This window comes from Pseudomonadota bacterium, assembly GCA_027620075.1.
In the GTDB taxonomy this organism is placed as follows: Bacteria; Pseudomonadota; Alphaproteobacteria; order Rickettsiales; family UBA6187; genus 1-14-0-20-39-49.
This window is the reverse complement of sequence record JAQCEY010000001.1, coordinates 180,070-196,432: the sequence shown is the minus strand read 5'-3', so window position 1 is coordinate 196,432 and position 16,363 is coordinate 180,070. Positions and strand designations below refer to the sequence as shown.

The following is a 16,363-nucleotide window of genomic DNA, read 5'->3' as shown; positions in this document are numbered from 1 at the left end:
AATAATATAGTTAATTATTATTAGAAGGCTTATATAGTAAAGTGATAAAATAGTAAAATAGATTATTTATCTTAAAAGCAAGCCTAATTATCTAAGGTATTTCTTTTTAAACTATAAAAAACCGAACAACGATCATCTTCGTCATCAACTTTATATTTTACTTCATCTAGATTATCAATTTTATTAGTAAAATTTTTATTTGAAGTTACGCATTCACCGTCTTTTGTTGAAAAGGTAATCAATTTGCCGGTGTAAGGTCTGTAGTCATCTATTTTTTTATCTATGAAATATGCGTCAACGGCTTTTATCCTGTGGTCGGAATAGCCCTCCGATTCAATTCCGGAAAAGAACATACCTATGCTTTCAGGATAATTCCCCCATAGATTATCGGTGTAGAACCAGTATGTTGTTAAATTCCTGTATGGGCTTTTGGGGGTATTTACACCTATTTTTGTTCCCCTTGTACCGCTGCCGCTGAACCTTCCGTCAATATAGCCTGCAAGCGACAAATGCTGGAATGCAAGATAGCTTTCAGGTTCATTAATCGTATTATGCCCGATTTTTGAATTGCCGTCCCCATTTGAAGTTTTTTCACGCCATACCTGAGTGGCTGCCGGCATATCACCCGGATAATAATTATATTTTTGCCTGAAAGTGCTTACTGCAAAATCATACCGGTGAAAATCTTCAATAACAGCATTTAGCTTTGCACGGCTATATAAACTTGAACCGGAATAAAAAGCGGAGATAAGGAAACCTATAACCACAATGCATGTGATTAATTCGGTTAAAGTAAGTCCTGAGCATTTTTTTCCACTAAACATAACTAAAATATTACGCTTAATCTATTAAAAAACTGTTAATAAAAAATGTATTTTATCTTATTGTAAAAGATATTATCTATTTTTTTCAACAATTTGGTGCAATATAAAAAAATAACCGCCTATGTTCTAAAAAGAGTGGGTGATGTATCTTTTGTTTTATACTTCTGCTCCCATTTAGCGTTAGGATTAAAATCGCCCGAACGCCCGGCAAATCCGTCGTTTTTTATTTTATTTTTGAATTGCTCGGGAGGCTCTATTCCTAAATTTTCAGTTGTTTCCCGTATAGATTCCATTTCCACCTTTGCATAAAGCTCATAAGGGTCAAATACTTTTGTACCTATGTCTTTCTCAAAACTTTCCTTGCTGCCTTTGGGTTCTTCAGAATCAATAAAGCCGCCTTCTTTTGCATTAGACTTAAATATCCCTGCGGCACTAACAGGCAGAAAGTCCTGATATAAAACTCCTTTATATCCCACAGCACCTTTAGCTATTGCATCATTCCAGTCTTTAGGCTTTTCGCCTTTATAATCTTTATTTAGGAAGTACTTAAAATAAGCCAGTTCCTGCTTTTGGCATTCTTCTTCTGTTTTAGGGAACTTGCTGAAATTCCTTTGCAGCACTTCCTGATATCTTGCATCTTTATCCGAAACTTCTTTCATAGTTGCCTGTAAAGCTTCATCATATAATGCCCGTCCTTTCGGAGTTAAGGCAATTCCGTCTTTTGTTTCATATTCACCGAAACGCGCCCTATGCAACCCTTCTTCATATCCCCCCTTGCCATCGGGAAATTTATATTTTTCCTCTTGTGCTACTATGGAAACTTGCCTTAAAAACGGAGGCACGTCCATTTTCGGAGGGCCTTGCACGGCAGGAATCGTTTCCATTCCATTTTCCTGCAATCTTTTATGCAGAATATCAATATCATGCACTTTAAGGGTCATATGGTTTAAATGCGGTTTTTGGAATGAAACGGCATCTGCCATAACGCTGTTTGCTTTGAGCAATTTTTCGTAATCACTTTTAGACACAACGGCTTCTTCCTCACGGCGGAAGGTTTTTATAGCTTCGGCTACAAAGATATCCGCCTGTTTATCGGTTAACCCTCCTTGTGATTTATTTATATCTATCATCTTTTTTACACCATCGGAGAGTATATCACGCTTGGCAATAGCAGAATCAACTATAGGCAATAGCTCTTTTGGCACTGCCTCTTTAATTAAAAGTGAGGCAAAGACCCTGAACCTGTTTTCTTTTAGCCCGTCTTCGCTAACATCACGAAAGGCGGTTGAGTGTATCGGCAGTTTTGCAGCTTCGTGTAAGTTATAATATCCCACCGGTTTCATACCAATTACATTAAACAGGTCTACTATTTGACGAAATTCCTGCTTTGATGCCACTCTGATTGCACCATGATGTTCTTCTGCCAACGGCTCATCTGTCACTATGTTACGTTCCCGCCGATATTCTAAGTTAAGCTCCCTGACAATCGGAAGCGTCTTGGAATACGCATTGACTTCATTAGAGAACATTTGGGACAAACTTTTTTCAAATCTCGCCCTTATAGTCGCCAGTCTAAGAAAATTTTTCATACACACTACCTGATAATTTTATTTAACCTATTATTTCTAGCAAAAATATCTGCAAAATAAAATAATTATTAATGCAAGTTAACTGTTGAAAAAATTAACTACAACGTGCTATAACCGCAAACTCATAAGACTCCGTAGCTCAGCAGGATAGAGCAACAGATTCCTAATATTAGGACTCGTTCTACTCTGTACTACGATGGGCAGGAAATGGTATAAGGTGTTTTAGTTGGTTAGCCTTATATTAGAATTGAAGATAACTAACTGATATATAAAGACAATGGTCTCGTAGCTCAGCAGGATAGAGCGGCGGTTTCCTAATATTAGGACTCGTTCTACTCTGTACTACGATAGGTCGAAAATAGTATAAGGTGTTTTAGTTGGTTGGCCTTATATTAGAATTGAAGATAACTAACTGATATATAAAGACAATGACTCCGTAGCTCAGCAGGATAGAGCAACAGATTCCTAATCTGTAGGTCGGTGGTTCGAATCCACTCGGGGTCGCCATTCTTGACAAGTGCCTAAATCAGCAAACAAGTTGAAGGGTTTTTGCAAGGTATAGACTAGCTTTGAGCCTTCTAATTCTAAGTTCGAAAACACATATCCTAGTAATTGCCTTTTTTCATCGATTGTCGAACTGGCAAAAATGTCATAAGCATGGGAAGCCAGAGAAACCAAAGAGCTTAGGGCAATTTTGAATTGTTCGTTTCCTTTATGGTGCTGTTCTAACAACTGGTTAATTTCCTGCTGTCTATTTATCAATTGAGATAGCTTTTTGTTATATATGTCCTTAGTAATACTCTCATCAATTAATAGGTCTGTTAGCCTGTCCTGCTTTCTGGCTACATCTTCACTTTCTTTATGAAGGCTTTTTATAGATTGATGGTAAAAATCTTTTTCTGACTCATGCGATCTTTTTAAATGGCCAATAATATCAGCCCAAACATCGCTTGGAACCTGAATCGATTTCAAAGCAGCTTCTACTTGCTCTATAACTACTTTCTCATTAACCCATATTTTCTTTTTAGGGTTAGAAGGGTCAAAACATATCAAATAGGTATATTTCCCTTTTTTAAGGTCACAAGTAGAGGTTCGGCCTGTAGTAGCACATTTAATAAGACTCCTGAATAGAAACGGCTCTTTAGTTTCCGTTACATCTCTTTTTGTTTTCCGCCCACCGATTATATCCTGACACTTATCAAAAACATCTTTTCTTATTAATGGGCTATAAATATGAGGCACTAACTGCCCTTTTGATCTCATATATCCGTAATAGAAGGGATTTTGGAGTATTACATTAAAAGCTTGCTTACTTACTCTATTCCCTTTCTTGGTTAACAACCCCCATCCATGGGCTTTATTAATCAACTCTGATTGTGAGTATACTCCCGTTGCAAACTCTTCAAATAGTCGCTTTATTAAAAAAGCTCGTTCTGGATCAGGGATAATGGTTTTGCGTCCAGTATCAGGGTCAACAGAATTTAGATAGCCAAGATGTGCAGGGCCGCTCCATTCCCCATTATTAATTTTGTGCTTTATACTGCGTTTAACGTTGTCTGAAAGCTGGTCAGTATAGGATTGAGCCATCACAACGCCCATATTCCACATTAGCTTTTGAGTGCTGTTTGCATCCTTGGATAATACATTGCCTTCTTTAACAAAATGAAGCTCTAAACAATCACGCTCCATTAAATCGTTTAATACTGGAGTTTCCTTAAAACTGCGTTGCAGCCTGTCAACCGTATCAATGACAACGGCAATCCGTTCTTTCTGAGCTTTTACAAAATCAATCATTCTGCCAAATTCTGGTCTTTCGCCTTTTGTAGATGATTCAATAATCGTAAATTCTTTGATGATCTTTAAGCCCTTGCGCTCTGCATATAGCTTAAGATTGGCAATCTGGGCTTCAAGGGAATGTCCGTCTTCTTGTTCCTTACTGGAAACACGGGCTAGGATTACAGCTTTCATTATTATTACTCCGTTCAGATATTGGTTCGAATTTAATAAAATTTAGTCGAACTTGCAAGGAGTAATAACAAAACTGCATTACCTAGAAAGTGCGCCCTCTAAATGGCCGATACCTTAGTATTACTCATGATCGGAATGAACTGATTACTGGTCACTTCTCCATTGTCAGATGATTTAGCTTGCAACCGCTTGTTTCTGATTAGAATTCTAAAATATGGACACTTCCCATTTATTGACAAATCTTTTTCATCATTTCCTTTTCTAAATTTAATTATTTCAAACTGTTCAGGGTTAAATTTATGTAGAAATGTTATAGGAACACCCATAAACCCTTTGTAGTCTAATGGTATGTCTTTAGTTTTGTTAACATTAATACCATCATAATTATCATATCGTGGATATTCAATTTCGTTTCCGAAATACCTCTTTGTAAGAGTAATATCTTCGTGTCGTTTAGAGGTGTCTAAATTAGTTAACCAAAAACAATTGTTGGGAGAAATTATCCTATTTCCAGAGCTATCAATCCTAGCCTCTGTGCCATAAAGTTCATAGTGTTCAGGTACAATAAAACCTGAAACACCCCTGCCAAGGTTTATTCCTAACCATGCCTTGTTTTCTTGAATTAACTTAAATATTTCTTTATAGGTGATCGCATTGACATTGCCAATTATTAAGAATCTTTTATCGTACTCAACCAATTGAGCCACATACTCCCTAAATAATGAAAATGGCGGATTAGTTACAACAATATCGGATTGCTTTAATAATTCGATACTTTCAGCACTACGAAAATCGCCATCCCCTTTAAAATAAGTGACATCAATTGAGCTTGGTTTAATTTTTTCTCCTTCTTCACCTGTATATTCATAGAAAAAACCGCCTTCAGATTCTTCGGCATTTAACAAATCCTTTTCGTTTTTTCTATAACAAGCAGATATTAGCTTTTTAATACCTAATTCCTTGAAGTTTGATGCAAAATAATTAAAGAAATTACTAATCTGAGCATCATCGCAATTGCAAAATACCACTTTGTTTTTAAAATGAGCTTTATAATGTTTCAATTCACTTTCTATATCTGAGAGCTGTGTATAGAACTCATCATTCTTGTTTTTCTTCGCCTTCTTCAATAAAGAGTGCTGCACTTTTCTTGCCATCATCATCTCTTTTTATTTGTTATTGGTAATCTGGTTAAATACTTCACTTCCCAAGATTTTAAGAGAGGATTTTGAGACTTCAACCATAATGTCAAACATTTCTTTCACATCCCATTTTTCTCCATTCCCTTGTGTATATATTGAAGCTGCTTGGAGCATAATTGTTTTATCGTTATGCTTCACAAATTTATTTTTACATAAATTAGTATTTATTGGCATCCCATAATTTGCAGATGTCAATCTGTCCAATCTATTTAGCATCCCAGAATTATAATTAAGCACCACCACCCTGCCGTCTGGTCTTTTTACTGAAATAGTTTCTGTTAAAAAATTAGACCCTTCTAGAAATAATACATATGGAAAATGAGATTCAGATAACATGAAATTAGCAATTTCAGATATGTTCTTATGCGATCTCTCTATCGCGTTGCCAGCAGCCATTAAATCTTGATTATCACTTTTACCAACTAGCTTCCCTTTTTTTATGTTTTCAATGTCTTTTCCTTGATGTTTAGCTTCCGATACTAATACCACTCTCCAATTACCATTATCATCTTTTACTTCAATTATTCCACCATCAGGTTTTATGCTTGAGTTTGGCACAAAAAGAGTTTGCCCCAATTCTTCATTAACTCTCTGTAAAGATTTATTTATTTCGTATTTAGTTATGCTTGTTTTGTATTGAAAAGATAACTGAGGAAATTCTTTTTCAAGCTGCTTAATTACAAGAAGTGAAATTTCTCCAACCGTTTTATCGTGGAACTTTGCTCCATCTCCAAATATGCCAACTACACCTTTAGACTCTTTATGTTGATTAGTTAATCTTTTTGATTGGTTTTTTTTAGACATATTGTTTGCTTCACTATTATTTTATTTTTTATTAAAACCTTTATTATATCAATCCATCAACAACAATATCCGCTTTAACCAGCGGTATAAATTCTTGAAGGTCTTTTTTTATCCCATTTAGAATTAAAAAGCGAGGGCAAACATCTTTTCCTTCTAACGCCTTTGCATCGGCTTTGATTCTATACCATTGATGATTTTTAAGGTTTAGAGCCATTCTTGCACCTCTAACACCAAGCTTTTGACAGCAAACTATAAAGCCTATCAGTTCCATAATTTTGTTCGGACGCTTTCTTGGAAAGGCTGTCTGAATAGCATAAACAAGCTTTTCAATATCCTTAGTATCAATATTCAGCATATAAAGCCCGTCCGTTATAATCTTCCAGTAATGCAGCAATACTGACCTTGAAATATCCGCACTAAATAGGTTTTTCAAAGTGCATTCAGTTTCAAGGCCAATGGTTTTTAATATAGGCTTTAATTTCCTGCTGGTTAGTCTTATTTCAAGGCGTAGAACCTCAGGTTTTTGTTTATGCCCTGCAAACAGATCAGGCATGTTGCCATAATCGGTTTCAACACCTCTCTTTTCCCCATATTTAGAAGCCTGTTCCAAGTCCTTAACCTTGTCATATAATGCTATTTCATAAGTGCTGGCATGGTATTTGACCATCTGTCCGCCATTCCTGAAATCAGTCTGGGTTAAATCCAGCTTGCTTGATAAATCCAGTTTCTCTAAAGCCTGAATTAGAAGAAAACAGGGCGTTGATCTATCCAACAATATATTTTTGCTGTAATGGATCATGCTAACTTTAGCATTCAACACAATGTCATAAGTGGTTTCTATACCCATGCTTTGCAGTGCCTCGTGTAACGCCTCTACAACGGCTTTTAAATCATCGCTGCTACTTAGCTCCTCAAAGTTATTACCAAACACCATCTTTGGGGCTGAAAACTCAATTTTAAGCCATATAGAACTATAACTTCCTCTACAAGGCCGCTTAAATAGAGTCAGGCGAGGTTTATACCCTGTCGCTTTTTCTGCATTGGTGGCGTTATATGTAGCTTTCAGCATCCTTCCACCACTAAATGCTGGATTACGTACCATTGAGGCATGGGGACTGAACCTTTCAGGATGTTTTATTCTAAAGTCCTTATCAGTCAGTGATATTGCTATTGTATCCAGCATTGTTATTTACCTTGTTCATTACATCGTTCAGTTTTTTAAAGATCGCACTTTCAATAGCCTTTCCAGCCATGCCATTAATAGGATGGAAAACATTACCTTGGTGCATTCCGGAATTTTTGGTTGGGTAGGTTAGCCTGAATCCGCCATTAAGTTTTTGGTGTATAGCTATGCTTCCTAAATACAGGGCATCATCGACAACAACGGATGCAAAACCGACAAGTCCATTTTTTGGCTTTATCAGTGCAATATTAACTTCGCTAATTTTCATGGTTCTTACCTTTGTTTTTAAGGGTTAAAATGGGTTTAGAATGATTGTTGTTTTTGACTTTTGGCTGGTTGGATGGTATAATTAACCCATGCTCTGCAGCTATCACCTCTCTCGGCAATTGGAGCCGTGTAGATTGTGACCAGCGCAGGGCTTTTTCTTTGTCTGAATAAAGCAATCGACCAGCTTCAATTTGTTCAGCAAACCAACGCAAGCGGCTTTTTCCATAAACACTAGCTATTTTATTGACCTTGTGACGCTTGTTCTGCCAATCTGGATTGATCACTGCTATGACAGTATTTCCACTGCAATCATACTCATCAACTATTGCAATTAATGAGCCTGTTTCGGTTGCTGAACTAAAAACCATTATTGGCTCTTTAAGCAATGCAGGAAGGCGTTTTATCGAATTTATCGTTAGGCTATGCTTTTCAATAATTTTTAACAGCGTTCCATGCAACATGATTAGTTTAAGATTTGGAACACCAAGGGATAAATAGACTTCTGGAATGTCTCCAAGAACAAGAACTTGGTTATGGTTTGCATTGTCTTTGAGGGCTATATCAACAGCATCAGAAAACGATAAGGCATCAATCATGATTACCCTCGCTTTCAACTTCATCAAAAGAAACTATCTTTTCGCGCTCATTGACTTTGATAAGCAGCGACATAAAGCCAGCGAGGTTATGGAATGCCTCGTTTGTGTCCTGCTGGCTCAATGGCTCATCAGGGCTATACTGGTTTAGTGTTTGATTAAATTTCTTTAAATCTGTCATTACTTACATCTGAATCAAAATCAGATGTAGTATGCGCCATTGGTGTCACGTATGTATAACCATGCGCTAGTGATAATATATGACCACTAGAGGTTATACATTATGCTAGTTCGGTTTCTTTTGCTGGCTTATGTGCTTTGTAATATTTATTACACCACCCGTAAAAAGTAGGTTTTTTCCAGTCATTGCCTTCATATTCGCAGATTTGATATGGCTCGAACGGGTCTAATAAACTTTGATGCTCTTCTTCTATAATGTTTGCAACTTTATTACACAATTGATTAGCTGAGGAATAACGATTTATAGCAAGTTCGGCTTTGCAAAGTTCTTCAACTTTATCCCTTAAAGGCTTGTAAACCTGATATGAGTTCTCGCCGCTTTTGCGTTTTTCCGCTGCATAAACGCTTTCAGGCGACTCTAGCCCATCAAACCAATCTGGCTTTGTATCATGGTCAAAGAGTGATTGCTGGGAATCCTCAGAACAAGCATGGATAACTACAACCTTGCAATCAGGCTCTTCTTTTTCAAGAATATGCGTTAACTGGTTTGATTGCTTATCATCAAAATTCATTACAACGTAAAAGCTACGAGGTGCCTTCCCCTCATTATAAAGGCTATGTTGCTTGTCATAGATTTTTTCTAATCCAGAAAAATTATCGGAATGCTTCACTTGCACGACAACTTTGCATTTCTTCGATATTGAAAAAATATAGTTTATCTGCTGAGTTTCTTTGTTTAAATACCTATCAACGCTAACATTGCTATCTTGCGCCGCTAGCCAAGTGTTACTAACCATGTAGAATAGCATTTGGGAATATAACTCATTTACATGCTTTAGTTCTGAGCCTTGCTGAGTCCAGAATATGCGCCATAACTCTTCACACTCAATAAGGTCTTTAAACTGAGTGATAACTTCCGCAACTGCTTCAAATAAAGCCTCTTGCTTTTCCTCTACTGATTGTATTTTATTGAAATTCTCGGGAGTAATGAATTTTTTGCTATCCTCAAGCCACCTCCGCAAGCCCTGCCAATCCTGTTCAATATCATAATGGTCAAGGCTGGTTTCTTGCAACGTCTTCAAAACTACAAAAAAGAAATCCTTATCGCTCTTTATAAGCTCTAGTATCTCCTCTTTCTTTTTGACTTTATTTTCCTTAAACCACGTTTCACCAATATGCTGATTAATACCATCCCTTAAATCGCTATTAATACCAGCTATTTTTGTAATCCAATCGTCAAAATCATCTGCCATAGGTAAATTTGATAGAATATCCGAAGGTAATAGCTTTACAGGGCATTTATGATACGGATTGTAAGCAAGCATATATGTTGTGCGTTGCTTGGTGGTGTATGGCTTTGTGCCTTTAACCCCTAGCTTTTCCATAGCATCAACGGTGTATTTGCAAATATCATCATCAATAATTGTTTGCGTCATATCGCTGACAATATCCGCCCCTATACCTTCCTCAAGCAATGGCAATAGCAGAAAAATTTCAGGGTTATCTTGTGCCGCTTCTACAATGTCTTTTGCGCTTTGTAAGATTCTTTCGTTTAAATTGCTGCCTGAGCCGCTACCATTTATTGAGTCGGAACCATAACCGATACAGGTTGATTTATATTCTGGAAAACTGATAAGCCTTTTAGCTTGTCGCCAGCATATATCATCTGGCTCTTTTGAAGCCTTAATAAGCATCAATAATTTTCGGAAAAACTCGTTATAGGTTTTAAATGAGGCTTGAATAATGGGGCTGGAGCTTTTCTTTAATAAAAGCGGCTCGACAAACAGTTTTGTATCAAAATTAAGTACAGGGTTGAACGTACCAAGCTCAGATAGCTTTTCCTTATCAAGTTTGAAATGCTTTGCAAATGATACTGGCTTGGCTTTTTCGGTCATTACGTCACTACATCGTTCAATCACTTAAAATAATGAGAAGCAACATACCACAAATTCAGATATTAAACAAATACACATCTTAACCGCGTTCGTTCCACTCCGCTTGCTGCTTCAACCACTACAACACCAAACCCATCTTCGAAGGCACAAAAACCATAAGCTACGCCCGCGAAATATTCAGCATCCCCAACCCCGAAGATGAGCAGATGTCGCTGTTTTGATAAGCTGTAATTTTGAACACCCTCATAAAGCGGCGTGCATTTCATGCCGCTTTTTTTATGCCGTTTTTAAAAAAGTCAGCTTTTGCATTTGTCGCAACATGTGCAATAATTATTCTCGCTTTTGGTTGGTCTCGGTTTTGGTTTCATTTCCCGCCGTCCGCAAGCTGTGTTTTGTATTACAAAACCATCTCGTTTAAGGGAGACACTCTCCTGTTAAAAATCCCTCCGGCTGAAGTTGGAAATATAGAAACATACTCTACCTGAGCATGCCGTTTTTTATCTATGTTACGAAGTCAGACTGGTCTAAAGCATGCACTCCCTCAAGCTCAAACAGGAAATCCGTACCGTTTGCCGAAACAGTGGTTTTAGTTCCGTTATTTGTAATAATAAGGTCGCCAAAGCCTGTAATATCGTTATTTACAACAAGTGCCGAAATGTCTATCAGGTCTATGCCGTCTTCAAAGTCTTTAATTCTGGTGAAGAAATTGCCGACGGTCGTAGAATCAGAAACGGCTTCAAAAACAAATATGTCATTGCCGCTGCCACCCCATACGGAATCAGAACCATGACCGCTTTTGATGATATCGTTTCCGGCATCGCCATACAGACGATCGTTACCGTTACCGCCTTCTAAAATATCATCACCCGAACTACCGCGGACTATATCGTTACCTTCTCCGCCGATAACAATATCATTACCGCCGTTGCCAAGAAGATAATCATTGCCGTCGCCACCACGTAATTCATTATTACCGTGATCGCCTAACAGGTCGTCATCATAATCACTACCTGTAAGGTTTTCAATTCCGTTTAGCGTATCACCGCCTGCAAATCCTCCCGATAACGTAGCGTTAAGCAGGTCGATATTTACTCCCGCATCGGAATATTGATAACTTGCCGTATCTATACCGGTTCCACCTTCAATAGCGTCTGAATCGGCTCCGCCATATATAGTGTCGTTATCCTCACCGCCGTTAATAGTATCGTTTCCACCGCCTCCATAGAGGGTATCATCTCCTTCATTACCCCATATAAAATCTGCACCATATGAGCCGTAAACGGTATCATTACCCACACCTGCAACGATAAAGTCAACACCGGCTCCGGCATCAACCGTATCCTCACCGCCGCCTGCAAAAATCAGATCCGAGCCACCCTGAGAATTAATTACATCATCTCCGTCACCTGCGTAAATGACATCTTTTCCGATTGTTCCGTTTATCGTGTCATCACCGTTCGTACCGAAAATAGTCTTGGCTTCATCTGTCACAAAGATTTTTACATTATTATCAAAGCTCAAACCGCCATTATCCGTTACCTTAAGTTTAAGGTCTATTACCTGTTCGGTTTCATAATCCAAAGCTACATTTGTTTGTAATTTCAGCTTTAACTGCCCCCCGACATCTTCAATGACAAATCTACTGTCCGGATTATCCTGTAAATCAAATACACCGAAGCTATGCGTGTCACCTATGTCTACATCACTAAAAGTAATGCCGCCTATAACCTCGCCATATTTGTTTTCGGCAACTAACGGATAGCCGAGGAAAATAGAATCCGGAGCATCATTTTCGCCGTTAATAGTCACCGTAACGGTTTGGGTGTCTAATCCGCCATTGCCGTCCGATACCGTATAAGTAAATGTGTCTGTTGCGTCAACTCCTGCTGCTAAATACTCAAACTTGCTATCAGTGTCATATTTTATAGTGCCGTCGGTATCTATAATAACGGAGCCTACGGTCAATGAATCATCAAGCGAGGAAACGCTTAGGGTGTCATTATCCGCATCGGTATCATTTGCTAATACATCAATATTGATTGAGCCGTCCTCGGAAACTGAAGCCGAATCGGCAACCGCAACAGGAGCGGTGTTTGTCGGGCTGTCTATGCCATGCACCGTAACGGTAACCGTTTTTGTATCGCTTCCTCCATTACCGTCACTTACGGTATATGCGAAGCTATCGGTAGCCGTCTGTCCTGCGTCCAGATAATCAAACTGACCGTTAGCGTCATAGCTGACAGTGCCGTCAAGATTATCGGTAACTATGCCTACGGTGGAAGTCAGGTCTAACGAGGCAAGGGCTACCGTATCCCCGTCAATATCCGTAGCACCGCCCAGAAGGTTGATTATAGCGTTGCTATCATCTTCATTAACCGTGGCGGAGTCTTTTGCGGCTATAGGGTTATCATTTACACCGTTTATGGTTAAGTTAACCGTTGCCGTATCAATACCGCCTTTTCCGTCTGAGATAGTATATGCAAAACTATCTGTAGCCGTATCGCCCGCACCCAACGTCTCAAAGAACCCTTCGGCTTTATAATCTATCGTCCCGTTAGGATTAATTGTAACCAGTCCGGTTGTAAGCGAACCGTCCACTGACACGATATTCAAATTGTCATTATCCAAATCCGTATCGTTAGCAACCACATCTATATTAACCGAAGTATCTTCCGATACGCTAGCCGTATCGGCATTTGCAACAGGTGCGTTATTTGTAGGAATCGAGAATATAAAATTACTTGATGATAAATCATCAGGCTCAATATTTAAAATATGTATAAACTGCTCATCTGGTAGATGTATAATAGCCGAACCTGCTGTTATTGTAAGGTCGTCAATTGATGTGATATCCGCAAACGATGCCAGATTTATCGTGTCAGTTGAATCCCAATCATTAATTGTAACGGTACTGTCATCACTATCGGCAATAACAACGGTATCCGCTCCCGAACCTAAAGTTAAAACATCATTTCCGCCACCGGTGAAAATAACATCATCCCCATCACTCGCATCTATCGTATCGGCACTTAATGTACCGTTAATATTATCGGCTAACTGCGTGCCATAGGTCTCTGTGGAATCGTTTAGTGTGTATGTCGTAGCATAAATTTCACTATCTGTGGATGAAGAAGATACTTGTCTGGCAATCACAAAATCCCCGTTACTAAGGCTGGCAACAGAAGTTAAACTGCCGCGATCTACATAGAATTCATCGCCCAAGGCATTACCGTTTGAATCGTATCTTTTTCCAAAAATACCGTCGCTAACACTCGACCCGTTACTAGCATTCCATGTAGCAATAAAACCACCGCTTGTATCACTTGTTACTGAAATAAATTTTGCACTAGGGGAATTAGTTACAGAAAATTCACTACCGATTTTACTCCCGTCCGATGAAAATATCTGCCCCTTGAGACCACTCAGATTACCACCATTAACTCTACCCCATACTACTACAAAATCACCATTATCATTAATGGCTGCAACAGATTGACTATTATTAGAGCCTGTTGTAATGGTATTTACTGGAAACACACCTCCTACCGTGGCACCGTTTGCGGAATATATCTGTCCGTAGACATTACCTAAACCCCATGTTATTACAAAATTACCATTGGATAATTCCTCTATAGAAAGACTCTGGGCGTCGTTATCGTCATTATTTACCTGGAATTCAGGAACAACTGTGCTTCCGTCAGGAGATAATATTTTAGCATAAGCATCACGAATGTATGTACCGTTGTTTGCAACCCATACTGTTACAAAATTTCCGTTTTCAAGAGCTATAACCGATTCATTTGGGGACGTGGACGACACTCTGTAGTTATCTGAAATCAGTAATTCATTACCATTATGAACATCCGCAGGTGAAATAACTTTAGCATATAATTCGTTAGTGTTATTATTTCCCCAAGTAACAACGAAATCACCGTTTTTTAAAACATCGACTGAAGGATTTGTCTGATCGCCTGCCGTAGTAACATTTACAAGAAACTCATTGCCGATTTTACTGCCGTTCGCCGAGAACATCTGACCGTAAATTCCGCTTCCGTCACCGTCTTGACCTTCACTTTGCCAAACTATAACGTAGTTTCCGTTATCAAAACCGGCAATCGACGGTTTTTTCTGAGCCTGGTTGAAAGAAGTTGTATTTGCCTGTGAATTACTACCTTCCGAGTATGGAGCCAGAATAAAAGCATCGGCACTTAATGATGTAGAGCTTATGTTATTAAGAACTAAAGTTTGAAGATTTCCGCTATTTTCATTTAGCGTAATTTCAACATTACCGTTCACCTCCTGAATTTGCAGATCGGCAAACGAAGTAATATGTGAAAAAGCACGCAAGTCTATCTGCTCTTTAATTGTATTCCCACTAAAATCAGTAATAACCGTAGTAGCTCCGCCCAACTGACGGGCGATTATGAACTTATCGGCATCGAATCCGCCTGTTAACGTGTCGTTGCCGGAACCGCCATATAATACGTCATCTCCCCCTTCGGCGGAAATAAAATCATTTCCTTCACCTGCGATTATTATATCAGCAAAATCTGTCGTATCATCAACAGTTTCAATTGCACCAACGCCGTTAATAGCATTATTTGAATTATCTCCATAGATAACTTTACCACTATTTGGCGTTTCATATTCAATTGTACCGGAGGATTTTAATTGAGGTATAACCTCATTAGTCATTGCGTTATAAGCATCCCAAATTGTTCCTTCATTTTCATTAGATGCAGCGGTCTGGTCATTAACAAAATCTGTATTTGTATATGTTGTTGTAGGAACGTTGAATTTGTTTTGATATTGGATTTCTACGGTAACACCAATATTATAAGGGTCAATTTCATCTCCAAGAACAAAGTCATTACCTAATTGAGTCCACCAACTGTTTGAAATAAAATCAAAATCATCAGTCTTTGCATGAACAGCCATATTTTCTATATATCTATTATCACCATCTACAACAAAAACGGCATTGTCTGAAATTTCAAAAGCTGAGTTGTTGTAAATATAAGTACGCATTGCGTAATCAGAACTATTTTTATCAATATCTAAGTGTTGTATTGAAAAATTAAAATCACCAGCAGGTACACCTAGAGCTACTAAATCATCTTTTGTATAAGAGCCATCAGCAAGTCCAAAAAACGGATTAAATGGATTTATCGGATTAAAAAAATCATCTACTGCTTCTGCCATTGATGCATGTGCATAACGCCCCGGACCATTTACTATATAATCTTGCATTTCTACCTTAATAGGAAGGAAACTTCCATTATCATCCGTTGGTAAAGCTGCATATTTAGTAGATGAACGAAGTCTATCTGTATAGTTTTCTGGTGTATCAAATGTGCCATATAAGTATAAATTTGTTATTGTTTCAATTGTTAAGTCCTGCCATTGATATATTGTATCAGTCATTATTAATTTCCTTCTTTTTTGATTTTATTCTGTTTATTTCTTTTAAGTATTCTTTTTCTTTTATTCCCTCCCCATAAGAAAAAGCAATATGTTCTCCGCATTGGTTAATAGCATAAACTTTATTTCTATAGGGGTAATTAGTATCATTCTCTCTTGGGTCGGTCTTAAAATATGCGTTTAAACCATATATATACCTTCCAAAAAGTTTATTTAGAATTTCATCATCAATACCATAGTAATTGTGGCTTATAATTTCACAACAAGAAGGGTTTTCAGCATAAGATTTACTAGCTGCCTTCTTAATTAGCTCTTCTTCTGAGTATTTCTTAAATTCTGTCCAGCAAATTCCTGAAAAATTCGATACAAAAATTAGTAAAAATAAAATTGGTGCTAAAAAAACTAAAGCCACTTTCTTTTTTAAAGTCATACTATCCTCA

General features: G+C 37.9%; 11 protein-coding genes and 1 tRNA gene. 1 reads left to right on the top strand and 11 read right to left on the bottom strand.

The annotated features are described in order from the left end of the window. Nucleotides 1–83: 83 nt before the first annotated feature. Together O2942_01165 and O2942_01160 are read right to left on the bottom strand one after the other, a co-directional pair. Nucleotides 84–824 (bottom strand): hypothetical protein, encoded by a 741-nt coding sequence (locus O2942_01165; protein ID MDA0780858.1) that lies wholly within the window; start codon nt 822–824, stop codon nt 84–86. A 119-nt stretch (nt 825–943) separates the two neighbouring features. Then, nucleotides 944–2,413 carry a DUF1338 family protein gene (locus tag O2942_01160; protein MDA0780857.1) on the bottom strand — a complete coding sequence of 490 codons (1,470 nt, stop codon included), beginning with the start codon at nt 2,411–2,413 and terminating at the stop codon, nt 944–946. 430 nt (nt 2,414–2,843) lie between these two features. Here O2942_01160 and O2942_01155 point away from each other — a divergent pair. Beyond that, nucleotides 2,844–2,920: transfer RNA gene (locus O2942_01155), tRNA-Arg, on the top strand. A 1,559-nt stretch (nt 2,921–4,479) separates the two neighbouring features. Here O2942_01155 and O2942_01150 read toward each other — a convergent pair. The 9 genes from O2942_01150 to O2942_01110 all read right to left on the bottom strand — a co-directional run bounded on the left by O2942_01150 (nt 4,480) and on the right by O2942_01110 (nt 16,353). Next, nucleotides 4,480–5,535 (bottom strand): adenine-specific methyltransferase EcoRI family protein, encoded by a 1,056-nt coding sequence (locus O2942_01150; GenBank protein MDA0780856.1) that lies wholly within the window; start codon nt 5,533–5,535, stop codon nt 4,480–4,482. Between the two features lie 12 nt (nt 5,536–5,547). Next, the gene (locus O2942_01145) at nt 5,548–6,384 is read right to left on the bottom strand and encodes a restriction endonuclease (GenBank protein ID MDA0780855.1); all 837 of its coding nucleotides are present in this window, start codon (nt 6,382–6,384) and stop codon (nt 5,548–5,550) included. A 43-nt stretch (nt 6,385–6,427) separates the two neighbouring features. After that, the gene (locus O2942_01140) at nt 6,428–7,567 is read right to left on the bottom strand and encodes a hypothetical protein (GenBank protein MDA0780854.1); all 1,140 of its coding nucleotides are present in this window, start codon (nt 7,565–7,567) and stop codon (nt 6,428–6,430) included. Then, on the bottom strand, nt 7,536–7,835 hold the full coding sequence (locus O2942_01135) for a septation protein SpoVG family protein (GenBank protein ID MDA0780853.1): 300 nt from the start codon (nt 7,833–7,835) through the stop codon (nt 7,536–7,538). Before O2942_01135 ends, O2942_01140 begins: the two co-directional genes overlap by 32 nt. After that, on the bottom strand, nt 7,825–8,430 hold the full coding sequence (locus O2942_01130; protein MDA0780852.1) for a hypothetical protein: 606 nt from the start codon (nt 8,428–8,430) through the stop codon (nt 7,825–7,827). Before O2942_01130 ends, O2942_01135 begins: the two co-directional genes overlap by 11 nt. Beyond that, nucleotides 8,423–8,608, bottom strand: coding sequence for a hypothetical protein (locus O2942_01125; protein ID MDA0780851.1), 186 nt, complete (start codon nt 8,606–8,608; stop codon nt 8,423–8,425). Before O2942_01125 ends, O2942_01130 begins: the two co-directional genes overlap by 8 nt. Before the next feature lie 100 nt (nt 8,609–8,708). Continuing rightward, on the bottom strand, nt 8,709–10,502 hold the full coding sequence (locus O2942_01120) for a hypothetical protein (GenBank protein MDA0780850.1): 1,794 nt from the start codon (nt 10,500–10,502) through the stop codon (nt 8,709–8,711). A 501-nt stretch (nt 10,503–11,003) separates the two neighbouring features. Then, entirely contained in the window at nt 11,004–15,926 is a 4,923-nt protein-coding gene (locus O2942_01115) for an Ig-like domain-containing protein (GenBank protein ID MDA0780849.1), read from the bottom strand. Beyond that, nucleotides 15,919–16,353: a hypothetical protein gene (locus tag O2942_01110; protein ID MDA0780848.1), complete on the bottom strand. Its 435-nt coding sequence runs from the start codon at nt 16,351–16,353 to the stop codon at nt 15,919–15,921. Before O2942_01110 ends, O2942_01115 begins: the two co-directional genes overlap by 8 nt. Nucleotides 16,354–16,363 lie beyond the last annotated feature (10 nt).